The organism is Paraburkholderia sabiae (assembly GCF_030412785.1).
In the GTDB taxonomy this organism is placed as follows: domain Bacteria; phylum Pseudomonadota; class Gammaproteobacteria; order Burkholderiales; family Burkholderiaceae; genus Paraburkholderia; species Paraburkholderia sabiae.
The window spans coordinates 3,587,260-3,609,865 of sequence record NZ_CP125295.1 but is presented as its reverse complement, the minus strand read 5'-3'; the positions used below and the strand labels follow the sequence as shown (position 1 = coordinate 3,609,865).

The following is a 22,606-nucleotide window of genomic DNA, read 5'->3' as shown; positions in this document are numbered from 1 at the left end:
CGCGGCGGGATGTCGATCTGACTGCGCGCCGCTCGTCGTGGAAGTAAGAGGCCGCCACGGGGCTTCCTTCATCCACGAGGAGAGACGGCGATGCGATTCATGATTATCGTGAAGGCCACGGCAGACAGCGAAGCCGGCAAGATGCCGGAGGAAGCGCTGATTGCATCGATGGCGACGTACCACGAAGCGCTGCAGAAAGCGGGCGTGCTGCTCGATGCCTGCGGCCTGCAACCCAGCGCGAAGGGCTGGCGCGTGCACTACGCGAACGGCGAACGGACCGTGACGGAAGGGCCGTTCGCCGACACGCAAACGCTGATCGCAGGCTATACCGTGATCCAGGTGCGCTCACGCGAAGAAGCGATGGAGTGGGCGCGGCGTTTCCCCGCGCCGTTCGGCGAAGACGCGGACGGCGAGATCGAAGTGCGTCAGATGTACGACCTCGACGACTTCGAGCCGGGCCAGCAGATGGAACGCTTTCGCAAGATCGAAGGCGCGAACCACTGATCTCTCCGCGCCGTCAGCGTGGCGCATCCAAAACCAAACGGAAGAACAATCATGCACAAGCAGATCTACGTGAACCTGGCCGTCGACAGCGTGGAAAAATCCACGGCTTTCTTCTCGCAACTCGGCTTCACATTCGATGCGAGATTCACCAACGACCAGGCGACCTGCATGGTGATCGGCGAAAACATCTACGCGATGCTGCTCGCGAAGGACTTTTTCCAGACCTTCACGAACAAGACGCTGTGCAACGCGAAGGAGAGCACGGAAGCGCTGATCTGCCTGTCGTGCGACAGCCGCGCGCAAGTCGACGAACTCGCCGACAAGGCGCTCGCCGCGGGCGGCGCGCAGCCGCGTCCGGCGCAGGATCACGGCTTCATGTACGGGCGCAGCATCGAGGATCTCGACGGCCACATCTGGGAATTGATGTACATGGATCCGAACGCGCCGATGCTGGCGGCGGACGCCACCTGAGGCCGCCGTGACGACGGCTGCGACCCATCGTGCCATCGAGGCGGTCTGGCGGATCGAATCCGCGAAAGTCATCGCTCACGTCGCGCGGATCGTGCGCGATGTCGGCGTGGCCGAGGAGCTTGCGCAGGACGCGCTGGTGGCCGCGCTCGAAACCTGGCCGAACGCGGGCGTGCCCGACAACCCCGGGGCGTGGCTGATGGCGACGGCAAAGAACCGCGCGTTCGACCGCTGGCGTCGGGATGCGCTGCACGCGCGCAAGCACGAAGAACTCGGCGCAGACATGGACGCGCGCGAGGCGCATATCGTGCCCGATTTCGTCGATGCGCTCGACGCCGCGCGTGCCGACGACATCGGCGACGATCTGCTGCGGCTCGTGTTCACCGCGTGTCACCCGGTGCTGTCGAAAGACGCGCGCGTTTCGCTGACGCTGCGCCTGCTCGGCGGTCTGACGACAGATGAAATCGCGCGCGCGTTTCTCGTGCCCGAGCCGACGATTGCGCAACGTATCGTGCGCGCGAAGAAGACGCTGTCGGCGGCGAAGGTGCCGTTCGAAGTCCCCCAGGCGAAAGACCGCGCGGTGCGGCTCGCGTCCGTGCTCGAAGTGATTTATCTGATCTTCAACGAAGGCTATTCGGCGACGGCGGGCGACGACTGGATGCGTCCGTCGCTGTGCGAGGAAGCATTGCGGCTAGGTCGCGTGCTGGCTGGTCTGATGCCCGACGAAAGCGAAGTGCACGGACTCGTCGCGTTGATGGAGATTCAGGCGTCGCGCACGCATGCGCGCGTCGATGCGCAAGGGCGTCCCGTGCTGCTGCTCGAACAGGACCGCAGCCGTTGGGATCCTCTGCTGATTCGCCGTGGGCTGACTGCGCTGGAGCGCTCGGAAGCGCTCGGCGGCATGAGCGGTCCTTATACGTTGCAGGCCGCGCTCGCCGCGTGCCACGCGCGCGCCCGCACGGCGGCGGAGACGGACTGGGTGCAGATCGTCGCGCTCTACGATGCGCTCGCGGAAGTCGCGCCGTCGCCCGTTGTCGATCTGAACCGGGCGGTGGCTGTCGGTATGGCGTATGGTCCGATGGCCGCGCTCGAACTCGTCGATGCGCTCGCCGCCGAGCCTGTGCTAAAGAACTATCACTGGCTGCCGAGCGTGCGTGGCGATCTGCTCGCGAAGCTCGGCCGAAACGATGAAGCGCGCGCCGAGTTCGAACGGGCCGCGTCGATGACGCGCAACGGGCGCGAACGTGAACTGCTGCTCGAACGCGCGGCCGAAATGAGCGGCGCGCCGGGACGGATGCAGTAGACGTTCGCTTCCATGCGTCAGCTGGTTACGTGAGTCAGCAGCGAGCGCACGAACGGAATCGCGTGTTCTCCCGCGACCATGCCGAGCAGTCCGAGCAGCGCGACGATCGGCGGCGCGGGCGATTTCACATCGACGATGTTGTACAGCAGACCGACGACGACACCCGCCGCCAGCGACACGATATACGGTTTCATATCAGCCTCCGGATAGTGGTGAACGTGCGTCACATCGTGATGACGACGCGTCCGCGGGTGCCGCCTGCGACGGCGGCATAAGCGTCGCGCGCCCGTTCGAGCGGGAAGGTTTGCGCGATCGACGGCGCCTGCAATGCGCCGCTGTCGAACACGTCGGCCAGTTCCGTCATCATGCGCGCGGAGTCGGCGACGCCGAGCTTCGCGCTGTCCGCGCCGAACAGTTGTGTCTCGTTGTGATAGAAGTCGATCAGATCGAAATCTACGCGCCGCTTGCCCGTCGCGCTGATTTCGACCACGCGGCCGCGCCATTTCGCGAGCTTCAGCGCCGTTTCGAAGGCGACGCCACCGACCGCGTCGTACACCACATCCGCGCCGCCGAGTGCCTTCACGCGTTCGGCCGCGTGCTCGTCGAGCGGCACGTAGTGGTCGAGCAGCCTGCCCGCAGGCGAATCCGCATCCGGCTCGCGGCGATCCACAGCAATCACCCGACAGCCGCGCGACTTAGCAATCTGCACGACCGCGCCGCCGACGCCGCCGCTCGCGCCGATCACGGCGACCGTTTCGCCCGCCACCAGCTTCGCATAGTCGACCACGCCGAGCCACGCGACCACGAAATTCACGCCGATCGCCGCTGCCTGTTCGTGCGTGAGCGCGCGCGGCTTGCGCGACAGCGCGCCGACGGGAATCCTGATGAACTGCGCGTGCGTGCCGTCACGCGTGAAGCCGATGTCGCCACCTGTGCCCCATACTTCCGCACCGATCCACTCGGCGGGGCCGTCCGACACGACGCCGCTGAAGTCGCGGCCAGGCGTGCGCGGCAAGGTCGTGTGATCGAAATGGCCGGAGAGGTTCTTGACGTCGCTCGGATTCACCGACGCTGCCTTCACCTGCACGATGGCGCTATCGGCATCGGCGACGGGCGTCGGCAGATCGACGAGATTGAGGACTTCCGGGCCGCCAAAAGAGTTGAACTGGATCGCTTTCATTGCTGCTCCTGCGAAATGTGTCGTATGCGGCAAGTCTAGGTGACCGGCGAGACGGCGTTCAGACAAGTGCTTTCGAATATCGGACAGGGGCGAGTGCATGCGGGGAATGAAGACGGACCTGCTCGGCGTGGATGGCTGCAAGGGCGGCTGGTACGCGGTCCGGCAGGACGCACGGACGGGCGCAATCGAAGCGCGCATTTGCGAGTCGTTTGCTGCGCTGCTTGCGTGGGCGCCCGCGCCTGCAATCGTCGCCGTCGATATGCCGATCGGTCTGTCATCGACGGGTTTTCGCGCGTGCGATGCCGAAGCGCGGAAGCGTCTCAAATGGCCGCGCAGCGCGTCGGTGTTTCAGACGCCCGTCCGTCAGACGCTGGGCATCGGCGAGTATCGGGAAGCGTGCGCGAGAAACCGCGAAGCGACGGGCAAAGGCATTTCGCAGCAGGCGTTCAACATTCTGCGCAAGATCGCCGAAGTCGACACGGCGTTGCGTGACAGTCCGCGCGATGCGTCACGCGTGTTCGAAGTTCATCCTGAGCTTGCGTTCATGCAGCTTCAAGTGGAGCAAGGCGGCGAGGCGATGGGACTCATCGAAGGAAAAGCCAAAGAGCCGGGACATGCCAAAAGAAAAGCGTTGCTCGCTCCCGACTTCGGCGCACCGTTGCAAACCGCGCTCGACGAACGTATCGCGCGGCATGTGCAAAAGGATGACGTACTGGATGCGTTTGCGGTGCTGTGGAGCGCGCGCCGCATCGCGGTAGGCAGCGCAGTGCGGCTGCCCGATGAAGAACCGCGCGACAGCGCCGGTCTGCCGATGGTGATTCGCTACTGAGCTACCAGGCGACGTTGCGGTTCACGTCGAAGCGCAACCGCAACGCCAGGCTAAAACATTATTCCGCGCCGCGCACGATGCGCAGATCGCGTTCGGCGGCATCGCCCAATGCGGCCAGCGCGTTCTTGTATTCGGGGCTGTCGTAGGCCGCGACGGCCTGCTCGTAGGTCGGGAATTCGATCACGACTGTGCGTTCCTTCAGGCCGTGTTCGCGCACTTCTTCGGCAGCGCTACGCACGATGAACTTGCCGCCTGCCGCCGTGATCGCGGGCAGCGCGAGTTTCGCGTAGGCGCCGAGCGCCTCTGCGTCGTTGATCTTGCGGTAGGAGGTGACCCAGTATCCCTTGCTCATTTGATGTTTCCTCAGGTTTAAGGTTTGGCCGCGGCGACGACGGCACGGACCGCGATGTGCGTCGCCAACGTCCCTGATTCTCGCTCAACGGCAGCACGCGCGCTTGGCGGCACGCCTCAGGACTTTATCGCAGCCGATCCAGCCAGCGTCGCGTGCGGATCGAAGTCGGTCGGCGACGCACCGAGTTCGCGGCGGAACATGTCGCTGAAACTGCTCGGCAGATAGCCGAGTTCACGCGCGATGCTGCTGACGGGGCGCCCTTCGGCCAATCCCGACACGGCGACGGCCAGTTGCACCTGTCTGCGCCACTCCGCGAAGCCGATGCCCAGCGCACGCGTGAAAAGCCGCGCCAGCGTGCGCACGCTCGCGCCCACGGCATCGGCATGCTGCTCGAAGCTGATCGCGTTCGACGGATTGTCGATCACCGCGCGGCACAGCGCGTCGAGCCGCCGGTCCGATGCGTCGGGCAGCGGAATACGCAGCGACGAGCGCGGCGCATGCGTGAGTTCGAGCATCGCGAGCCGGTACGCGGCGCTCAGATAATCGTCGTCGCGGGTCTGCGCCTCTTCATGTTCGGCGATCGACGCAATCAGTTCGCGCAGCAGGCCGTTGATCTCGAACACGTCGCTGCGTGCGCTCAGATGACCGATGTCGCGCTCGTGGAAATACAGGTTGCGCATCTCGACGTCGCTCATCATGTGGATCGAATGCTCGGTGCCCGCGGGCAGCCACACGGCGCGCTGCGGCGGCACGACGAGCGCCTCGCGTCCCGCCTCGACCCACATCACGCCCGACACCGCGTACAGCACCTGCGCCCACGTATGCGAATGCGGATCGATGCGCAGCCCGCGCGGATAGTGCCGCGCCAGCGAGTGACCTTCGGCGGCATCGTGCAGAACGGGCGGCGTCGCTTTCGTCATGGCTCAATGCGCGTCGCGATTCTTGCCGTCGCCTTTGTCTTCGTCGGCTTCGCTGTCGTCGATAAACGGCGAGTCCGTGTCCTTGCCGCCCGAACGCAGCTTGCCGCGCGCCTCTTCGGCCAGTTGCTCGTAGCGCTTGCGAAAGCGCGTGAGATCCTTCTCGTTCAGTTCTTCGAGATCGAGCAGCGCGTTATGCGCGCCGTCCAGCGCGCGGATCAGTTCGTCGAGCTTGATCTGCATCGCGGCCGTGTCGCGGTTCTGCGTGTTCTGGATCAAAAAGACCATCAGAAAGGTGACGATCGTCGTCGACGTATTGATCACCAGTTGCCACGTATCGCTGAAATGGAACATCGGCCCGCTGACGCCCCACACGACCACCAGCACCACCGCGATGACGAACGTCGCCGGTTTGCCGGCCATCGTCGAGAGACCCGTCGAGAACTTCGAGAACCAGTTGTTGTTTGTCACGCGGCGCTCCTGTCGTGTGAAGTCCAGCCTTGACGATACCGATTCCCCCATGCCCGCGCCACCGTCCCCCGAGCCCGCGAAAATTTCCGCGACGGATTTTCGCGGCTCGTGCGTTTAACCCTGAAACCGGCCGCTTTCGGACCGGTAATCGATTCAGGGAGAACGCCATGAACATGCATACACTCATGCGCCTGCTCGGGGCGGGCGTGGTCGCGCTGAGCGCGACGGCGGCCTTTGCGCAGGCGGTCATCGTCGCGCCGATGGCGCCGCCCGCGCCGCGCACGGAAGTCGTTCCGCCGCCGCGCGCCGGTTACGCGTGGGATCCCGGCCACTGGCGCTGGGCGGGCGGCCGCTACATGTGGGCGCCGGGCCACTGGCAGGCGACGCGTCCGGGCTATCGCTGGATGCCGGGCCACTGGGTAGCACGCGGTCCGAACTGGCATTGGGTGCCGGCGCATTGGGCGCGCTGACGGGCGACAGGAGAAAGCGATGAAGAAACTCTTGTTGCTGGCGTTGCTGGCAGTGACGCTCGCGGGCTGCGTCGTGGTGCCGGGGCGGCCTTACTACTACCGCCCGGCTGTCGTCGTATATTGAACGGGCCGAATGGACGCTGGCGGGCCGCATCGCGCGGTCCGCTGCGTTTCTTCGAAGTCACTCGATCAGAACAACAGGGAGCGACTGCAAGTGACGACAGAACACCTCGTCGCGCGACATGACGCGCGATGTCCGCGACATACGCGACATACGCGGAGCGGCGCGCATTGAGCGAGCGCGATCCGGACGCGGAACTGGTTGCGGGCGTCGGCAGGCAGGAGCCGGCCGCCGTTCGCACGCTCGTCGCGCGCAAGTTGCCGCGTCTGCTGGCGCTCGCCACGCGGATGCTGGGAGACCGTATGGAAGCGGAAGACGTCGCGCAGGAAGCGTTCATGCGCATCTGGAAACAGGCGCCACGCTGGCGCGAAGGCGAGGCGCGGTTCGACACGTGGCTGCATCGCGTGGCGCTGAACCTTTGCTACGACCGCTTGCGCGCGCATCGCGAAGAGCCCACGGACGAACCGCCCGACGACGCCGATCCCGCCGCCGCTCCCGATACACAACTCGAAGCGCAGTCGCGCGATGCGCGTGTGCGCGCCGCGCTCGCCGCATTGCCGGCGCGCCAGCGTGAGGCGCTCGTGCTCAATTACTACCAGGAACTGTCGAACATCGAAGCGGCCGCGCTGATGGGCATTACCGTCGACGCGCTCGAAAGTCTGCTGGCGCGTGCGCGGCGCAGCTTGCGCGCGCAGCTGGCGGGCGACGATCCCGCCGGAACGAGGAACACGCGATGACACCAGAGAGATTTCGCGCAATCGTCGATGCCTATGGCGCCGACGCACGCAACTGGCCCGCGGACGAACGCGCGGCGGCGAGCGCGTGGGCCGAACAGCATCGCGGCGAAGCGGACGCGCTGCTGGCAGAGGCTGCGCAACTCGACATGTGGCTCGCAAGCGATACCGTCGCCGCGCCCGATCCGGCTTTCGTTGAACGCGTCGTCGCTTCGGCGCCTGTGCGCCGTCGCCGTCCGCGTTGGCTGCCTCTGACCTGGCCGGGCAGCCGTTCGCGGCGCGCGGGTTTGTGGTGGTCGGGCGCCGCGTTCGCGGGCGTCGGGCTGATCGGCGGCCTGGCGGGGGCGTTCGCGGTGTCGTTTTTCCTCGTGACGGGCAATCCGTCGCCGGGACCGGAATCTTCGTATCTGACAACTGGATTTGGCGGCACAGCCGCAGACTGGAGTGGCGAATGAGCGGACGCGCCTGGAAATTTCTGTTGATCGGCTCGCTGGTGCTCAACGTGTTTCTGATTGGCGGCGTGGCGGGCGGCGCGTATCAGTGGTTCGTCGCGCATGGCCGCACGACGGTGACGGCCGCGCAGCCGCAGCCGCGCGCGTTGCGATTCGCGGCGGAAGAGTTGTCGGCGGAGCGCCAGAAGCAGTTCGTCGATGCGCTGAAGTCCGCTCGCCGCGAAGCGCGCGACTATGCGCGCGAAGGCCGCGAGGAGCGGCGCGAAGTGCTGCGTCTGCTGGCCGCGCCGCAGCTGGATCGCACGGCGCTCGATATGGCGCTGAACCGCACGCGCGAAGCCGATATCGCGTTGCGCTCGCGGGTCGAGCAAAGCGTGGCCGATTTTGCCGCGACCTTGTCGCCCGACGAGCGCGTGAAGTTCGCCGAGGGTTTGCGCGAACGCGGTCAATGGCGTCTCCCGCAGACGCAGGCGCAACGGCAGGCCCAGCAGCGCTCGCAGCAGGAACAGGGCGATCAGCCTGCGAGCGAATGATTTTTCCGCGCTCGACGCAAAAGCAGCGACGGAAAAGCGCCGCACGCTCCGTTTAACCCATATCGAACGACATACGACGGGCGAGCGCCTTCGGCTCGCATCGGAGAGGAGTGAGCATGGCCAATTCACCTGCTGCAATGACGGCGCCACCGTTGAGTGCGGCCGCGATCGCGCTGAACCGCTTCGGCCTCGGCGCGCGTGCCGATGAAGCGCCGCCCGCCGATCCGAAGCATTGGCTGCTCACGCAGTTCGACGCCTATCAGCCGATGCCGGCTGCATGGGCCGCGCAACCGGGTTCGCTGGCCATCGCCGCGCAACTCGCCGATGAGCGCCAGCAGGCGATGGCGAATACCAACAACGCCACGAACGCGACGAGCGCAACGAGCGCGACGAACGCAACCAGCCAGCCCAACGCGGCCGCCAGCCCTGAAGATGCCCGCAAAGCCGCCCGCCAGGCCGCGAACAAAGCGGTGCGCATGGAGTCGCGCGACACTTACCGGTCGGCTGTGAACGCCCGCGTCGCGAGCGCACTGACGACACCCGCGCCTTTCGTCGAACGGCTCGTGCATTTCTGGGCGAATCACTTTGCCGTATCCGTCGATAAAGGCGCCGTCGCGCCGTATGCCGGCGCGTTCGAGGCGGAGGCGATTCGCCCGCATGTGCTCGGCCGCTTCGAAGACATGCTGGTGGCCGTCGAGCGTCATCCCGCGATGCAGCTGTTTCTCGACCAGACGCGCTCGGTCGGTCCCGACAGCGTCGCCGCGATGCGCGCCGCACAACGCAATCCGAATCGCAAGCCGGGCCTCAACGAAAACCTGGCGCGCGAAATCATGGAACTGCACACGCTCGGCGTGCGCAGCGGCTATACGCAGGACGACGTGACCGAGTTCGCGCGCACGATGACGGGCTGGAGCATCGCCGCTGCGCAAGGGCCGCAACCCAACAACGCGCCGCCGGGCGCGTTCGTGTTCCGCGCGCCGCTGCACGAGCCGGGCACGCGGACCATCATGGGCCGCCGCTACGATCAGCCGGGCGAAGCGCAAACCCTCGCCGTGCTGCACGACCTGTCGAGCGCGCCCGCCACCGCGACGCATATCGCGACCAAGCTCGCGCGCCACTTCGTCGCGGACAATCCGCCGCCCGATGTCGTCGATCAACTGGCGACAGCGTTCATGCGCAGCCGCGGCGATCTGCCGACGGTATATCGCGCGTTGATTGCAAGCGATGCCGCGTGGTCGCCTGTGGCCGTCAAGTTCAAGTCGCCGTGGGACTGGACGATTTCGTCGATGCGCGGCCTCGGCATGCGCGAACCGAACGACGGCGCGCGCGTCGTGCAGATGGCGCCCGTGCTCACGCAGCTCGGCCAGCAGGTGTGGCGGCCCGGCTCGCCCGCCGGTTACGACGACATCGCCGCAAGCTGGGCCGCGCCCGATGCGCTCGTGCGACGCGTCGAAATTGCGCAGCGTTTCGCGGCGCGCGTTGGCGACCGGCTCGATGCCCGCTCGCTCGGCTCGACGCTGATGGCGGGTTCGCTCAGCGAGCCGACGCAAACGGCGGTGTCGCGAGCGGAAAGCGCGTCGACGGCACTGGCGTTGCTGCTTGTCTCGCCCGATTTTCAACGGAGATGACCATGTTCACTCGCCGCAGTTTCATGCGCGTGGCAGCCGCCGGCGCGGGCGCGATGCTCGTCGCGCCGCAGATGGTGTTCGCGCGCGCCGCCACCGACCGCCGTTTCGTGTTCGTGATCCAGCGCGGTGCCGCCGACGGCCTGAACATCGTCGTGCCGTATGCCGATCCTGCTTATGCAACGTTGCGCGGCGCGCTGGCCGTCGACACCTCGGCGTCGACGAAACTCGACGGCACGTTCGCGCTGCATCCGTCGCTCGTGCAGATCGGGCAGATGTATGGCCAGCGCGAGGCGCTGTTCGTCCACGCGGTTGCGTCGCCGTATCGGGACCGCTCGCATTTCGACGGGCAGAACGTGCTGGAGACGGGCGGGACGTCCGCGTATCAGGTGAAGGACGGCTGGCTCAATCGACTTGTCGGCATGATGCCGGGCGCGAATCCGTCGAACCGCGCGGTGACGCATGAAAACGCGATTGCGTTTGCGCCGACCGTGCCGATGGCGTTGCGAGGGCAGGCGAATGTCGCGTCGTACGCGCCTTCCGGCTTGCCGCAAGCGCCCGACGATCTGCTCACGCGCGTCTCGCAACTCTACGAACAGGATGCGCAGTTGCGCCCGCTGTGGGAATCGGCGATGGCGGCGCGCGGTCTCGCGGGTGACGCGGGCGCGCGTCAGGACCCGGCGAGTCTCGGCAAGCTCGCGGCCGGTTTTCTGGCACGCGATGACGGGCCGCGAATCGCGATGATCGAAACGGGCGGCTGGGACACGCACAGCGCGCAGATGCCGCGCCTCGCCGCGCAGCTAAAGGCGCTCGACACGATGCTCGCTGCATTGCGCGATGGGCTCGGACCGGCCTGGAGCAAAACGACGGTGCTGGTCGCGACCGAGTTCGGCCGAACGGCGGCGGCGAACGGGACGGGCGGCACGGACCATGGCACGGCGTCGGTGGCGATGGTGATCGGCGGCGCGGTGGCGGGCGGGCGCGTCGTCGCCGACTGGCCGGGCTTGCGCAACGGCGATCTGTACGAAGGACGCGACCTCAAGCCGACGGCGTCGCTCGATGCGCTGATCGCCGGCGTCGCGAGCGAAAGCCTGGCACTCGATCCGCATCGCGCTGCGCGCACGCTGTTCGCCCAGGCGGGCAGCACGCAGCCGATGACGGGCCTGATCCGCGTTTAGTTGGCGCGGACGGATTTAACAATCAAAGCCATCCGGCTATTACACAGGGAGAGTATCTCGATGCATGCACCGAACATGAAATCCACGAAGTTGCGCACGCTGCTGGCAGGCGCGCTCTGCGCAACGACGCTGTCTGCCTGCTATGTCGCCGAACCTGTGCGGCCGGCGCAGCCCGCGCCCGTCGCCGAAGTGATGCCCGCGCCGCCGGCGCCGGGTTACCACTGGGTGAAGGGTCACTATCGTTGGGAAGGCAATCACTGGCAGTGGGTGCCCGGTCACTGGCGGCCCGTTTGAGCGGATTCCGGTCGATTCGATCCGGCTCGAAAAAATAAACGGTTGCGCGTGTCGATCTGAAGATGGCTTACTCGTCGTAGTGATGAAGACTCGCTCATCGGCGAAACTTCGTCACTCATGAAACCTCTTCACATCAGGAGACACGATCATGTCCACGCCAGCCGTCAAACCCATCCCCGAAGGGATGCATACGTTGACACCGCACATCATCGTCGCGGGCGCGGCCGAAGCAATCGATTTCTACAAGAAAGCGTTCAATGCAGTCGAGCAGGTGCGTCTGCCCGGCCCGGGCGGCAAGCTGATGCACGCGTCGCTGAAAATCGGCGATTCGACGCTGATGCTGGTCGACGAAATGCCCGATTGCGGCGGCGGGGCATCGTACGGGCCGAAGGCGCTCAAGGGCACGCCTGTCGTGCTGCATCTGTATGTCGAAGACGCGGACGCCACCATCGCGCAGGCGGAAGCAGCGGGCGCGAAGGTGACGATGCCCGCCACCGACATGTTCTGGGGCGACCGTTACGGTCAGGTGGAAGATCCGTTCGGCCACCGGTGGTCCGTCGCGACGCACAAGCGCGACGTCACGCCCGACGAAATGAAGTCGGCGATGGAACAGATGGCACAAGGCCGCCAATAACGAATGGCGCGGGTTGCGGCTGCACATCGTGCGGTCGATGCGCGCCGCGCCCGCCTCGACAATTCAAGGAGACGTAATGGACAAGATTGCGACGTGTCTGTGGTTCGACGGCAATGCGGAGGAAGCCGTCCAGTTCTACACGGGCATCTTTAAGAATTCGAGCATCGGTGACGTGACCCGTTACGGCGATTCCGTGCCAAGCAAGGCGGGCGAAGTGCTCACGATCACCTTCCATCTGGAAGACCGCGAATTCGTCGCGTTGAACGGCGGCCCGCAGTACACGTTTTCGCCGGCGATTTCGATGTTCGTGAAATGCGAAACGCAAGAGGAAGTCGATACGCTGTGGGACAAGCTGCTCGAAGGCGGCGGTTCGCCCGTGCAATGCGGCTGGCTGACGGATCGTTACGGCATGTCGTGGCAGATCGTGCCGACCGTGATGATGAAGTTCCTGACGGGCAAGGATCCGGCGAAGACCAAACGCGCAATGGACGCGATGATGCAAATGGTCAAGCTGGACATCGCGAAGCTCGAAGCGGCGTACAACCAGGAGTGAGTCCGAGCTTCGCGCCGCGTCGTTCGCTTTGACGCGCGTATCTGCGATGATCTGCGCTTTCCTTCCTGCCAGATACGCGCGATGAATCCTTCCGCTTTTGACATCCGTCGAGACATCGAAACCGATCGACTGATCTTGCGTCCGCATGTCCGTGAGGACTTCGACGACAGTTATGCGCTCTGGTCCGATGAGATCGTCACGCGGTTTATCGGCGGCAAGCCGTTTAGCCGCGAAGACGTGTGGTCGCGACTCCTGCGCTATGTCGGGCACTGGACGCTGCTCGGTTACGGCTACTGGGCGATCCGCGAGAAGGACAGCGGGCGGTTCGTCGGCGAGATCGGTTTCGCGGATTACCAGCGCGAAATCGATCCGCCGCTTGGCGACGCGCCTGAGATCGGCTGGGCGCTGATGCCGTCTATGCATGGCCTCGGCTACGCGACGGAAGCCGTGCGCGGCGCGCTGACATGGGCCGACGCGACGTGGCCGGGACGCGATACGGTTTGCATCATCGCGCCGGACAATGTGCCGTCACGGCGCGTCGCCGCGAAATGCGGGTACGCCGAAGAGCGGCAGACGACGTACAAGGGCAATCCGACCGGGGTGTTTCGGCGTCCAGGTTTGGCCGATCAAACCTAGGCCGATTTAGGCCCCTTCTTCCCTTGCCTATATCTTCCGGCTGAATTGTTCAAAGCCCGCCGCCGATGCGACATTAGTCACGCGAATGCATCGGTCATCTGCACCACCCATCGCACGTAGATACAACGTTGACACATCAACCCGCGCCGTTTAGTATTGGGTATCTACATCGTAGATACATGCGGCGCTTTTTGGCCTTTGCGGGCTTCGACAAGGAGGCAGTCATGTATCTCGATTTCTCGAGCGAAGGTGGGGCTATGGCTATTCAGACAATCAAGCGGTGGGGCAACAGTCTTGCGGTGCGAATTCCCGCAAGCCTGGCTGAAGAACTGCACCTGCGCGAAGATCAGGAAGTCGACATGGTGGTGGCGGACGGGGCGCTCGTCGCTACGCCCGCCATCAGAACGTTCAACTGGGACGAGTATCGCGAGCAGCTCGCGGCGCGGCCCGAAGACGTGCATCCGACCATCGATCGCGGCGCCGCAGTGGGTTCCGAGCTTGCCGACCCGACGGGCCAGGACGACTGGTAAGGAGCAACATGAAGAACGGTGTTCCCGAAATCGGCGATGTGATGTGGATCAGGCTCGAACCGGTGATCGGGCATGAACAGGGCGGCGGCTATCCGCGGCCGGTCGTCGTTTTGTCGCACGAAGCGCATAACGGTCCGACGCACAGAATCGTCGCTGTGCCCTGCACGACAAGGGCGCGCGGCTTTTCGACGGAGATTCCCGTTGCGGCATTGCCGAAGCCGTGCGTCGCGTTGATCGACCAGATCACCACGCTCGACTGGGTGGCGCGGCGCGGCGAATTCCGCGAAGAGCGGGTCTCTCAACCCGAACTCGACGCGATCCGCCGCAGTTTGAAAGCATTCCTGATGATGTGACGGCGTGCGGTCGGGCTACGTGCGTTGCCCTGCAATACACGTCTGCAGCGTACGCCGTTGCCCACCTTGCGCGTCGAAGTTCTCGGCATCGAGCCAGTCCGCGAAGCCCGCACGCAGCGCCGGCCATTCGCTGTCGATGATCGAGAACCACGCCGTATCGCGGTTGCGGCCCTTGTAGGTCACCGCCTGTCGGAAGATGCCTTCGAACGTGAAGCCGAACCGTGCCGCCGCCGCGCGCGACGGCGCGTTCAGCGAATCACACTTCCATTCGAAGCGCCGGTAACCTCGTTCGTCGAATACGCGCTGCATCAGCAGGAAGATCGATTCCGTCGCCATGCGAGTCTTTTGCAGGCGGCGCGAAAACACGACGAAGCCGACTTCGATCACGCCGTTCGACTTGTCGATCCGCATCAGCGACAGCGTGCCGATCGCCTTGCCCGTAGCCAGATCGACGACGGTGTAATGCAGCGGATCGGGCGAAGCTGCGCAGGCGGCGAGGAAGTCGCGGTAAGCCTCGGCTGTTTCGAACGGACCAACGGACAGATACGTCCAGTCGCTGCCATCCGGCGCGGCGCGATAGGCGTCGTACAGATCGTCGGCGTGGCGTTCGACGTCGACCCGTTCCAGGCGGCAGTACTGGCCCGTCATCGGCTCGTCTCCGGGTGCCTTTGCCGGCTGCCATTGCGGCATGGGTTCGCCGATCGGCTGTCCATATTCGTTGACTCGTTGCCCCACGTCGTTCTCCCGTTGCAAGCGCATTGTTGAAGTATGCCAAGCGGGCAAGATACGGCAAACAGCGTGCGCCCGTAAGAACCAGGCGGGTGAGATTCGATGGAGCCAACTGCGCGGCGAGCGGCGTAGACATGCATCAATCGTGGCGCATGGCTTGCGAACGTTTGGAACTGAAAGGCTGTCGATACAGAATGGTTCTGATTGCACCCCATTCCTCCAGAGGTCCTCATGCTCGATGTCGCCGATGAAATTGCCCGATTCAATGCAGGCCGGGACCCCGATCGCCTCGCGATGAAATATGCGCGCATGCGTACCTCCCCGTTCGTGTTTCTGCGCGGCACATGCCATCTGTTCTACAAGCGCCTGTCCAAAGGCACGGTGCTCGACAACTCGCCGCGCGCATGGATTTGCGGCGATATGCATCTCGAGAATTTCGGCAGCTACAAGGGCGACAACCGGCTCATCTACTTCGACATCAACGATTTCGACGAAGCCTGTCTCGCGCCATGCCTGTACGAAATGATCCGTCTGCTGTCGAGCGTGCTGGTGGCGGCCGACGATCTCAAGCTCAGCCGCGCCGAAGCCCTCGCGCTGTGCCACACGCTCACCGATTCCTACGCGGCCGCGCTGCGCTTCGGCAAGGCGCGCTGGATCGAGGAAGAAACGGCTGAAGGCATGGTCGGCGAACTGTTTGCCGCGCTGCATCAACGCTCGCGCGCCGATCACCTGAACCGTCGCACCGAGTTGAAGGGCAAGAAGCGCACGCTGCGCGTCGACGGCAAGAAGGCGCTGCCTGTGACTGACGAGACGCGCGCGAAAGTCGTCGCGTTCATGAACGACTTCGCAAAGCGCGAACCGAATCCGCAGTTCTACGAGATCATCGACGTGGCGCGCCGGATCGCGGGCACGGGCAGTCTGGGCGTCGATCGCTATGTCATTCTCGTCGAGGGCAAGGGCTCGCCCGACGGCAATTACCTGCTCGACATGAAGCTGGCCTTGCCGTCCGCGACCGGGCCGCATGTCGGCACGAAGCAGCCCAAATGGAACAGCGAAGCGGAACGCGTCGTTGAGATACAGCGGCGCGATCAGGTGGTGTCGCAAGCCTTTCTCCATGCCGTCGAATTCGAGCAACGCCCGTACGTGCTGCGCGGGCTGCAGCCGTCCGAAGATCGCGTCGCGCTCGACAACTGGAACGGCAAGTTGCCGCGGCTCGAATCGGTGGTGCGCAACATGGCCGAACTGGTCGCGTGGGCGCATTTCCGCAGCAGCGGACGGCAAACGTCCGCTATCGCCGACGACCTGATTGCTTTCGGCGAAGACAGTAAGTGGCAACTGTCGTTGATCGATCTCGCGACGCAATGCGAAGCGCAGGTCGTCAGCGACTGGAAGGCCTATTGCGAAGCGTTCGATCGCGGCGCCTTCAATCTGAACGGTAAGGCATGACCGCAACGTGCCGAACGTTATGCGCATAAACGTTCGATACTTCCGAATATATTGACGGGCTTTACGGCAACAGCCCAGATGTGTAAATCTGGCGATGGCGTCGTGGTCAAAAGTGCGTCGTATTTTCTGGCTTCATTCGCTCTGCAAGTCGCGAACCACGTGAACTCCGACGCCGCGAACGGGCGCGCCCGCCCGTAGGGCATGAACAATGCCTTCCTTTGAGGCACTTCCCAAACAGGAGACGGCACTATGGAAATCGAAGCGACCGCATGGTTCCCGCTGGACGACTATGCGCCCGTGCGAGACGGGTGGTACGAAGTCCAGCTGGTCAGCGGAGAGACGGCGTTCGCCAAATTCATCGAGGGCGGATGGACCGAAAGGCCGCTCCTCGTGTTTACCCACTGGCGCGGATTGAGCGAAGATCCCGCCCGCGTGGAAGAACCGGAAACCATCGACGCCGAAGCCACGGCAGCCGAAGGTGTGCGCGCTGCATGGAACGCATTCTTCCCGGGCGCGAATGGCGAAGCGCACAAGCCGCACGAGGTCACGCACGGCAAGCCACCGACGACGCACTGACTTCGCACCGATCCATGCGGATCTGCGGGCGGCGCAAAAGCGCCGCCGTTTTTTTGCCTGCCTGTTTCGTGCTGCAGCGCGAGCGCTCGTGCGACAGGCACGTCGAGTTCGCGAATCACCGCGCTTCGCTAGAATGCAGCGATCGATATCGCGAAGGTCTCACATGCAAGCATTCCGGCAACCCGTCGATCTGGCGCGCGCCACGCGCCTTCTGAACCACGGTCCCGTCACGTTGATCACGAGCGCGCACGACGGACGCTCGAATGTGATGGCGGCATCGTGGGCGATGCCGCTCGATTTCGTGCCGCCCAAGCTCGTCGTCGTGATCGACGCGAAAACGCTGACGCGGCAACTCGTCGAAGCGAGCGGCGTGTTCGGCCTGCAACTGCCGACGCGCGGCTTTGCCCGCCATACGCTCGCGGTCGGGTCGAACGCGGGCATCGAAATCGACAAGATCGCCGCGCTTCGACTCGAAACGTTCGCCGCCGAGAAAATCGACGTGCCGATGCTGGAAGGCTGCGTCGCGTGGTTCGAATGCAAGGTGATTCCCGACGACGCCCAGCGGCACGATCTGATCCTCGCCGAAGTGGTCGCGTGCTATGCGGACAGCCGCGTCTATTCCGACAACCGCTGGCACTTCGGCGACGATCACGACATGCGCACCTGCCATTACGTCGCGGGCGGCACGTTCTTCGAAACGGGCGACACCTTCGAAGTCGAAGCGGCGCCCATCGGCGGCAAGGTTTGATAAAAGCTAACTTTTGAGCGGCAGCCAGATTTCGACGCCGCCCATGCCCGTCACCGGATTGAACTCCTCGCTGTAGCGCTCGAAGTTGGGCGCGTCGGCGGGCGCGTGGCCGGACTCGGGCAGCCACTTGTTCCAGATCGTGTTGCAGGTGCGGCGGATCGTCGAGATGTGATCGCGGTGCGTGAACACCGCATAGCGTTGCGCGCCGATACGCACGCGGCTCAACTCTTCGGGCAAGCCGGAGAAATCGGTGACTTCGACGCCGCACAGATAATCGAAATTGCCTGAGTCGTCGATGTTGTAGCTGACGCCGTATGCGACGTTGCCGATCTGTCCCGGCACTTTCCCGAAGATCGCGTTGAAGCGCTGCCATTGCGCCGGAATGCCCGAGCTGCTTTCGCAGTTGTAGCGTTCGCTCGATCCCGCGACGAGCAACGGTTCGCCGTCCACGAAACGCGGCGGTTCAAGATTGGTGAGAAGAGATTCATCCATTTTGACGGGCTCCACGAGTGCGATGTTGTCGAGATGACCTTGCGCGCGCAACGCTTCGGGCGTGAGCCCAAACTGCTCGCGAAACGCGCGCGTGAATGCCTCGTGAGAGCCGTAACCCGCATCGACCGCGACGGCCAGAATATCCGGCGCGCCGCGCGCGAGACGCCGCGCCGCTTCCGTCAGACGCCGCGCGCGCACGTAGCGCATCACCGCATAGCCCGTCGCCGTTTCGAATGCTCGCGACAGATGAAAGCGCGAGACACAGCCGCAACTGGCGATATCGTCGAGCGACAGTTCGCCATGAAAGTGGCTTTCGATAAACCACAACGCTTTTCCGGCAGGGCTTCCAACTGGGTTCATACAGGCTCTCGTTTCGACATGAACCCAGCATATCGGGCGGACGCTCGCTTCATTTGATCGCGCTTGCGGTTCTTCTCACGCGAGCGTCGACAGGTCTTTCGCGGGCGAACCGAAATACACTTCGACTTCGACGATCTTCCCGTTCTCCACGCGAAAGAACTCCGTGTTGCGAAACGCCTCGCGATTCGCCGGCTTGACCGCATAACGCACGAACGCTTCGTTGCCTTCGCTGAACAGCTTCTCGATGCGAAAGAACTCAACCTGTTCGTTGAACGGCCAGCATCGTTCGAAGTATTCGCGCCGGTCGATGCGGTCGTCGCGCGGACTCGTGAAATGAAAATCGTCGGCGAGTATCGCTTCGATCGCCGCGCGATCCTTGTGCTGATACGCCGCAAAGCAGCGGCGAACGAGATCGGGAACGTCCGTGGGCTTGCTCATGGCGATTGCTCCATCGATTGCTTCACAGTTCCGTCATCGCGCTCCTGTTGCGCCGCAGCTTGCGCTGCCGCCTGCGAGCCAGGCCGCAGCCACGCGCCGCCGATCGTCGCGGCGAGCGCCGCAAAGGTCGCGCCGACGAAGAACGCGACGTGATAGCCGCTCGCGAGCGCGGCGGGCGTGTCGGCCTGCTGCGCGCCGCCGCTTGCCGACTGCGCTGCCGCGAGACTCGCGAGCACCGCGAGTCCCAGCGCGCCGCCCATCATGAACGCCGTGTTGACGATGCCCGACGCGAGACCCGAATCCGATGGATCGACATCGCTCATCGCGGCGAGCAGCAGCGGATTGAACGCGACGCCCGCGCCGATGCCGAGCAGCACCATGCCGGGCAACACGTCGACGACGAAGTGACCGTCGACGGGCGCGCGAGCGAACAGCAGCAAACCGAGTGCGGCGAGGAACAGCCCGACCGCGAGCGGCCGACGGATGCCGAAGCGCATCACCATGCGCGCCGACAGTCCGAGCGAGAAGAAGCCCATGATCAGGTTCGCGGGCAGAAACGCGAGGCCGACCTGAAGCGGCGCATAGCCGAGCACGCGCTGCAAATAGAGCGCGGAGATGAAGAACCACGCGAACATCGCCGCCGCCCACAACACGCCGACGACATTCGCCGTCGCCACGTTGCGCAGCGTGAAGAGCTTGAGCGGCATCAGCGGATGCACGACGCGTGATTCGATCAAGAGAAATGCGCCGAGCAGCGCGAGCGCGACGACGATCAGCCCGATCGTCTGCGCGGACAGCCAGCCCGCTTCATTGCCGTTGACGATCGCATAGACGGCCAGCATCAGCGAGGCCGTGACGGTCGTCGCGCCCGCGACGTCGAGCCGCTCGCCATGTGCGTGTCCGCGTCCCGCCGGCAGAAGCGCGATGCACATCGTGTACACGGCGATGCCGATCGGCAGATTGACGAGAAAGATCCAGTGCCAGCTCAGCAGATTCGTCAGCAGTCCGCCGAGCAACACGCCGATGCTGCCGCCGCCCGCGCACACGAAGCCGTAGACGCCCATCGCTTTCGCGCGCTCGCCCTCTTCGGTGAACAGATTCATGATCAGCGACAACGACACGGCCGACACGACCGCGCCGCCCAGACCCTGAATGGCGCGCGCACACACCAGCATCACCTGCGAATTCGCGAGCCCGCATGCAAGCGACGCGAGCGTGAACAGCGTGATCCCCGCGAGAAAGAGCTTGCGATGCCCGTACAGATCGCCGAGCCGTCCCCCGAGCAGCAGAAAGCCGCCGAAGGTCAGCATGTAGGCATTGACGACCCAGACGAGCGAGGTTTCGGTGAAGCCGAGATCGGCGGCGATGGACGGCAGCGCGACGTTCACGATGGTCGTATCGAGCACGATCATCAGCACGCCCATGCACAGCACGACCAATGCGAGCCAGCGCGTGCGACCTTCGATGTTATGCGTCATGCGAGCGATTCCTCCGTGTCTGTCGATGCGCTTTCAGTCTAGTCAGGTTCGGTTCCTGGCCGCAAGCCGGAACCGCGCGCGCATCGCTCTTCACCATACGACGATCGGGGGTCGCCGAAATCGACACGATTCAACCCAACAATTCGTATTTTCCGCCGCGTTCGAGCGCGCGTTGATACGCGGGCCGGGCATGAATCGTGTCGAGAAAACGCGCGACGGACGGATATTTCGCATCGCGGTTGCCGCGCGCCGTCGCCGCTTCGAGCGGAAAACTCATCTGGATGTCGGCGGCTGTGAAGTCGTTGCCCGCGAACCAGCCGGTCTCGAGCAACGAATCGTCGATGTACTTCATATGCAGCGCGATTTGCGGATCGACGAAAGTGGATTGCAGCGTCCACGCAATCTTCTTCGCGATCGGCTTCGCGAAGAACGGCATCGGCGCACTGCCGATGCGCAACGCGACCAGCTTCAGCAGCAGCGGCGGCATCGCCGAGCCTTCCGCATAGTGCATCCAGTATCTGAACTTCAAACGCTCCGGCGTGCCCGCAGCGGGCTCGAAACGGCCTTGTCCATAGCGTTCGAGCAGATACTCGATGATCGCGCCGGATTCGGCGACGGTGTTTCCATCGTCGGTGATGACGGGCGACTTGCCGAGCGGATGCACGGCACGCAGCTCGGGCGGCGCGAGCATCGTCTTTGGATCGCGCTGATAACGCTTGATCTCGTACGGCACGCCGAGTTCTTCGAGCAGCCACAGCACGCGCTGCGAGCGGGAGTTGTTCAGGTGATGGACGATGAGCATGAGCAGGCGACGAAGCGCGCGGGAAGGCCGGACATCGGCGGAGCGGACATCATACGAGGCCGCGCGAGAGGGCGGCCTCTATTCGTCGCGACGTCACGCCTTCACGATGCAGCGGCAACCATCACGCCGACCACTTGCTTCCCATCAACTGATTCGACGGCAGCTTCTCATCGAGCAGCTTGCGCGCGCTTTCGATGCCCGCCACCGGCAAGCCTTTGGGATCGAGCAACCCGACCTGCACGAGCACGGAAGCCTGATCCCAATAGATATGCTCGTTATACAGCTTGTCGCCGCGAAAGCACACGACAGCGAGCATCGGCACTTCGAAGTACTTGCCCGTCGGCGCTACGCCCGGCAGCAGCCAGTCGATTTCACAGCTATGCGTACACGCAAAGATGAATTCGTCGACAATGCGATCGGAGCCGATGGTCCGCGAAATCGGAATCAGCTTCGTATCCGGAGGATTCGAATTGACGAAGTGATTCGTATAGAAGCGCTTGAGGTTGTCGTAACCGACGCCGCCCGTCATCGTCGGCACATGATTGACGTACGGTTGCGCGACCATCGTCGGCATGACGGACTCGACGTCGCGCGTGGCGAACTCGAAATAGCAGTGCTGTTCCCACAGCGTGTTCAGATCGTAGATCGGGCCGAGCACCTTGCGCAGCAGCGCGAGCGTGCGCGAGTACGCCATCATCGCGGCAGGCTTGTCGTAGTGCGGACGCGCAGGCGAAGCGAACGCGTGGTCGCAACCCGCGTACACATACTGCTCGATCTGCGGCTGCGCGCGAAGCGCGGCCATGATCGTCTCGCGCGCAGGCGGCGGACAGTATGCGTCGTTTTCAGCGAAGTGAAACACCATCGGGCAGCGAATGTTCTTCACTTCGTCGAGATACGCGTCGAGCCCGACACCGTAGTAGCTCACCGCGCAATCGACATCCGTGCGCGCCGCCGCGAGCAACGCAAGCTTGCCGCCAAGGCAATACCCGATCGTGCCCACTTTGCCTTGCTGTTCGGGCAATGCGCGCAATGCATCGACAGTAGCGGCGATATCCTGCACGCCGAGATCGACGTCGAACTTCGCGTGGAAGTCGAGCGCGCGCTTCATGTCGTCGCCGTCATGGCCGAGCACGACGTTCGGCTGCATGCGCCAGAACAGATCGGGCACGAGCACGACATAGCCCTCTTCGGCGTAGCGGTCGGCCGTTTGCTTCAGATAGTCGTTGATGCCGAAAATCTCTTGCAGCAGCACGAGGCCCGGACCGGACCCTTGCGCGGGACGCGCGATGTACGCGTTGAAACGGCCGCCATCGCGAGCGGCGACTTCGATAAAGGAACCGGCCATCAATTGCTCCTCGAATATGGGACGAAGGGGACGGCACGCGTCTTTGTTCGCCGAT

31 protein-coding genes are annotated in these 22,606 nt (G+C 64.2%); 20 read left to right on the top strand and 11 right to left on the bottom strand.

The window, feature by feature from the left end; genetic code table 11:
- Positions 1-90: 90 nt before the first annotated feature.
- Genes QEN71_RS16235 through QEN71_RS16225 form a run of 3 tightly spaced genes read left to right on the top strand, consistent with a single transcriptional unit; the run spans position 91 to position 2,275 of the window.
- A complete protein-coding gene (locus QEN71_RS16235) occupies positions 91-504 on the top strand; it encodes a YciI family protein (protein WP_201648493.1) in 414 nt (137 codons plus the stop codon).
- A 51-nt stretch (positions 505-555) separates the two neighbouring features.
- Positions 556-975: a VOC family protein gene (locus QEN71_RS16230; RefSeq protein WP_201648494.1), complete on the top strand. Its 420-nt coding sequence runs from the start codon at positions 556-558 to the stop codon at positions 973-975.
- Positions 976-982: 7 nt separating this feature from the next.
- Positions 983-2,275 carry an RNA polymerase sigma factor gene (locus QEN71_RS16225; RefSeq protein ID WP_201648495.1) on the top strand — a complete coding sequence of 431 codons (1,293 nt, stop codon included), beginning with the start codon at positions 983-985 and terminating at the stop codon, positions 2,273-2,275.
- Between the two features lie 17 nt (positions 2,276-2,292).
- On the opposite strand, the gene QEN71_RS16220 is transcribed toward QEN71_RS16225, so the two are convergent.
- On the bottom strand, positions 2,293-2,469 hold the full coding sequence (locus tag QEN71_RS16220) for a DUF1427 family protein (RefSeq protein WP_007582992.1): 177 nt from the start codon (positions 2,467-2,469) through the stop codon (positions 2,293-2,295).
- A 29-nt stretch (positions 2,470-2,498) separates the two neighbouring features.
- Positions 2,499-3,455 carry a quinone oxidoreductase family protein gene (locus tag QEN71_RS16215; RefSeq protein WP_201648496.1) on the bottom strand — a complete coding sequence of 319 codons (957 nt, stop codon included), beginning with the start codon at positions 3,453-3,455 and terminating at the stop codon, positions 2,499-2,501.
- A gap of 106 nt (positions 3,456-3,561) precedes the next feature.
- Here QEN71_RS16215 and QEN71_RS16210 point away from each other — a divergent pair, with 106 nt between their 5' ends.
- Positions 3,562-4,284 carry a DUF429 domain-containing protein gene (locus QEN71_RS16210; protein ID WP_233471684.1) on the top strand — a complete coding sequence of 241 codons (723 nt, stop codon included), beginning with the start codon at positions 3,562-3,564 and terminating at the stop codon, positions 4,282-4,284.
- Between the two features lie 58 nt (positions 4,285-4,342).
- Here the strand turns inward: QEN71_RS16210 and QEN71_RS16205 are convergent, their stop codons facing one another.
- The 3 genes from QEN71_RS16205 to QEN71_RS16195 all read right to left on the bottom strand — a co-directional run bounded on the left by QEN71_RS16205 (position 4,343) and on the right by QEN71_RS16195 (position 5,976).
- A complete protein-coding gene (locus QEN71_RS16205; RefSeq protein ID WP_201648498.1) occupies positions 4,343-4,636 on the bottom strand; it encodes a DUF1330 domain-containing protein in 294 nt (97 codons plus the stop codon).
- A gap of 116 nt (positions 4,637-4,752) precedes the next feature.
- On the bottom strand, positions 4,753-5,556 hold the full coding sequence (locus QEN71_RS16200) for an AraC family transcriptional regulator (protein ID WP_201648499.1): 804 nt from the start codon (positions 5,554-5,556) through the stop codon (positions 4,753-4,755).
- A 3-nt stretch (positions 5,557-5,559) separates the two neighbouring features.
- Positions 5,560-5,976, bottom strand: coding sequence for a low affinity iron permease family protein (locus QEN71_RS16195; RefSeq protein WP_407675472.1), 417 nt, complete (start codon positions 5,974-5,976; stop codon positions 5,560-5,562).
- 215 nt (positions 5,977-6,191) lie between these two features.
- On the opposite strand from QEN71_RS16195, the gene QEN71_RS16190 reads away from it, so the two are divergent.
- The 13 genes from QEN71_RS16190 (at position 6,192) to QEN71_RS16130 (ending at position 14,137) form a co-directional block, all read left to right on the top strand.
- A complete protein-coding gene (locus tag QEN71_RS16190; protein ID WP_201648501.1) occupies positions 6,192-6,494 on the top strand; it encodes a YXWGXW repeat-containing protein in 303 nt (100 codons plus the stop codon).
- A 19-nt stretch (positions 6,495-6,513) separates the two neighbouring features.
- Entirely contained in the window at positions 6,514-6,618 is a 105-nt protein-coding gene (locus tag QEN71_RS16185) for a lipoprotein (protein ID WP_233471685.1), read from the top strand.
- Between the two features lie 167 nt (positions 6,619-6,785).
- A complete protein-coding gene (locus tag QEN71_RS16180; RefSeq protein ID WP_233471702.1) occupies positions 6,786-7,352 on the top strand; it encodes an RNA polymerase sigma factor in 567 nt (188 codons plus the stop codon).
- The gene (locus tag QEN71_RS16175; protein WP_201648503.1) at positions 7,349-7,804 is read left to right on the top strand and encodes a hypothetical protein; all 456 of its coding nucleotides are present in this window, start codon (positions 7,349-7,351) and stop codon (positions 7,802-7,804) included. Before QEN71_RS16180 ends, QEN71_RS16175 begins: the two co-directional genes overlap by 4 nt.
- On the top strand, positions 7,801-8,334 hold the full coding sequence (locus QEN71_RS16170) for a periplasmic heavy metal sensor (RefSeq protein ID WP_201648504.1): 534 nt from the start codon (positions 7,801-7,803) through the stop codon (positions 8,332-8,334). Before QEN71_RS16175 ends, QEN71_RS16170 begins: the two co-directional genes overlap by 4 nt.
- A 116-nt stretch (positions 8,335-8,450) precedes the next feature.
- A complete protein-coding gene (locus QEN71_RS16165; protein WP_201648505.1) occupies positions 8,451-9,962 on the top strand; it encodes a DUF1800 domain-containing protein in 1,512 nt (503 codons plus the stop codon).
- A 2-nt stretch (positions 9,963-9,964) separates the two neighbouring features.
- On the top strand, positions 9,965-11,137 hold the full coding sequence (locus tag QEN71_RS16160; protein ID WP_201648506.1) for a DUF1501 domain-containing protein: 1,173 nt from the start codon (positions 9,965-9,967) through the stop codon (positions 11,135-11,137).
- A 75-nt stretch (positions 11,138-11,212) separates the two neighbouring features.
- Positions 11,213-11,431 carry a YXWGXW repeat-containing protein gene (locus QEN71_RS16155; protein ID WP_233471687.1) on the top strand — a complete coding sequence of 73 codons (219 nt, stop codon included), beginning with the start codon at positions 11,213-11,215 and terminating at the stop codon, positions 11,429-11,431.
- Positions 11,432-11,579: 148 nt separating this feature from the next.
- A complete protein-coding gene (locus tag QEN71_RS16150; RefSeq protein WP_028363809.1) occupies positions 11,580-12,065 on the top strand; it encodes a VOC family protein in 486 nt (161 codons plus the stop codon).
- Positions 12,066-12,141: 76 nt separating this feature from the next.
- Positions 12,142-12,618: a VOC family protein gene (locus QEN71_RS16145; protein ID WP_201648508.1), complete on the top strand. Its 477-nt coding sequence runs from the start codon at positions 12,142-12,144 to the stop codon at positions 12,616-12,618.
- An 81-nt stretch (positions 12,619-12,699) separates the two neighbouring features.
- A complete protein-coding gene (locus QEN71_RS16140) occupies positions 12,700-13,254 on the top strand; it encodes a GNAT family N-acetyltransferase (RefSeq protein WP_201648509.1) in 555 nt (184 codons plus the stop codon).
- Between the two features lie 224 nt (positions 13,255-13,478).
- Complete coding sequence (locus QEN71_RS16135; protein ID WP_223956942.1) at positions 13,479-13,784, top strand: AbrB/MazE/SpoVT family DNA-binding domain-containing protein; 306 nt, start codon at positions 13,479-13,481, stop codon at positions 13,782-13,784.
- Between the two features lie 8 nt (positions 13,785-13,792).
- Entirely contained in the window at positions 13,793-14,137 is a 345-nt protein-coding gene (locus tag QEN71_RS16130) for a type II toxin-antitoxin system PemK/MazF family toxin (RefSeq protein WP_201648510.1), read from the top strand.
- A 15-nt stretch (positions 14,138-14,152) separates the two neighbouring features.
- Here QEN71_RS16130 and QEN71_RS16125 read toward each other — a convergent pair whose 3' ends face one another.
- Positions 14,153-14,872: a GNAT family N-acetyltransferase gene (locus tag QEN71_RS16125; RefSeq protein ID WP_201648511.1), complete on the bottom strand. Its 720-nt coding sequence runs from the start codon at positions 14,870-14,872 to the stop codon at positions 14,153-14,155.
- A gap of 225 nt (positions 14,873-15,097) precedes the next feature.
- Between QEN71_RS16125 and QEN71_RS16120 the strand changes: the two genes are divergently transcribed.
- The 3 genes from QEN71_RS16120 (at position 15,098) to QEN71_RS16110 (ending at position 17,636) form a co-directional block, all read left to right on the top strand.
- Positions 15,098-16,312 carry a DUF2252 domain-containing protein gene (locus QEN71_RS16120; RefSeq protein ID WP_201648512.1) on the top strand — a complete coding sequence of 405 codons (1,215 nt, stop codon included), beginning with the start codon at positions 15,098-15,100 and terminating at the stop codon, positions 16,310-16,312.
- Positions 16,313-16,561: 249 nt separating this feature from the next.
- Complete coding sequence (locus QEN71_RS16115; RefSeq protein WP_201648513.1) at positions 16,562-16,888, top strand: hypothetical protein; 327 nt, start codon at positions 16,562-16,564, stop codon at positions 16,886-16,888.
- A 163-nt stretch (positions 16,889-17,051) separates the two neighbouring features.
- Entirely contained in the window at positions 17,052-17,636 is a 585-nt protein-coding gene (locus QEN71_RS16110) for a flavin reductase family protein (RefSeq protein ID WP_201648514.1), read from the top strand.
- Positions 17,637-17,642: 6 nt separating this feature from the next.
- Here QEN71_RS16110 and QEN71_RS16105 read toward each other — a convergent pair whose 3' ends face one another.
- The 5 genes from QEN71_RS16105 to QEN71_RS16085 form a co-directional block, all read right to left on the bottom strand.
- Positions 17,643-18,488, bottom strand: a complete 846-nt coding sequence (locus tag QEN71_RS16105; RefSeq protein WP_201648515.1) for an AraC family transcriptional regulator — start codon at positions 18,486-18,488, stop codon at positions 17,643-17,645.
- Positions 18,489-18,563: 75 nt separating this feature from the next.
- Positions 18,564-18,926 (bottom strand): nuclear transport factor 2 family protein, encoded by a 363-nt coding sequence (locus QEN71_RS16100; protein ID WP_201648516.1) that lies wholly within the window; start codon positions 18,924-18,926, stop codon positions 18,564-18,566.
- Complete coding sequence (locus QEN71_RS16095) at positions 18,923-20,404, bottom strand: DHA2 family efflux MFS transporter permease subunit (RefSeq protein WP_201648517.1); 1,482 nt, start codon at positions 20,402-20,404, stop codon at positions 18,923-18,925. Before QEN71_RS16095 ends, QEN71_RS16100 begins: the two co-directional genes overlap by 4 nt.
- 130 nt (positions 20,405-20,534) lie before the next feature.
- Positions 20,535-21,206: a glutathione S-transferase gene (locus QEN71_RS16090; protein ID WP_201648518.1), complete on the bottom strand. Its 672-nt coding sequence runs from the start codon at positions 21,204-21,206 to the stop codon at positions 20,535-20,537.
- Positions 21,207-21,327: 121 nt separating this feature from the next.
- Positions 21,328-22,551: a dienelactone hydrolase family protein gene (locus QEN71_RS16085; protein WP_201648519.1), complete on the bottom strand. Its 1,224-nt coding sequence runs from the start codon at positions 22,549-22,551 to the stop codon at positions 21,328-21,330.
- Positions 22,552-22,606 lie beyond the last annotated feature (55 nt).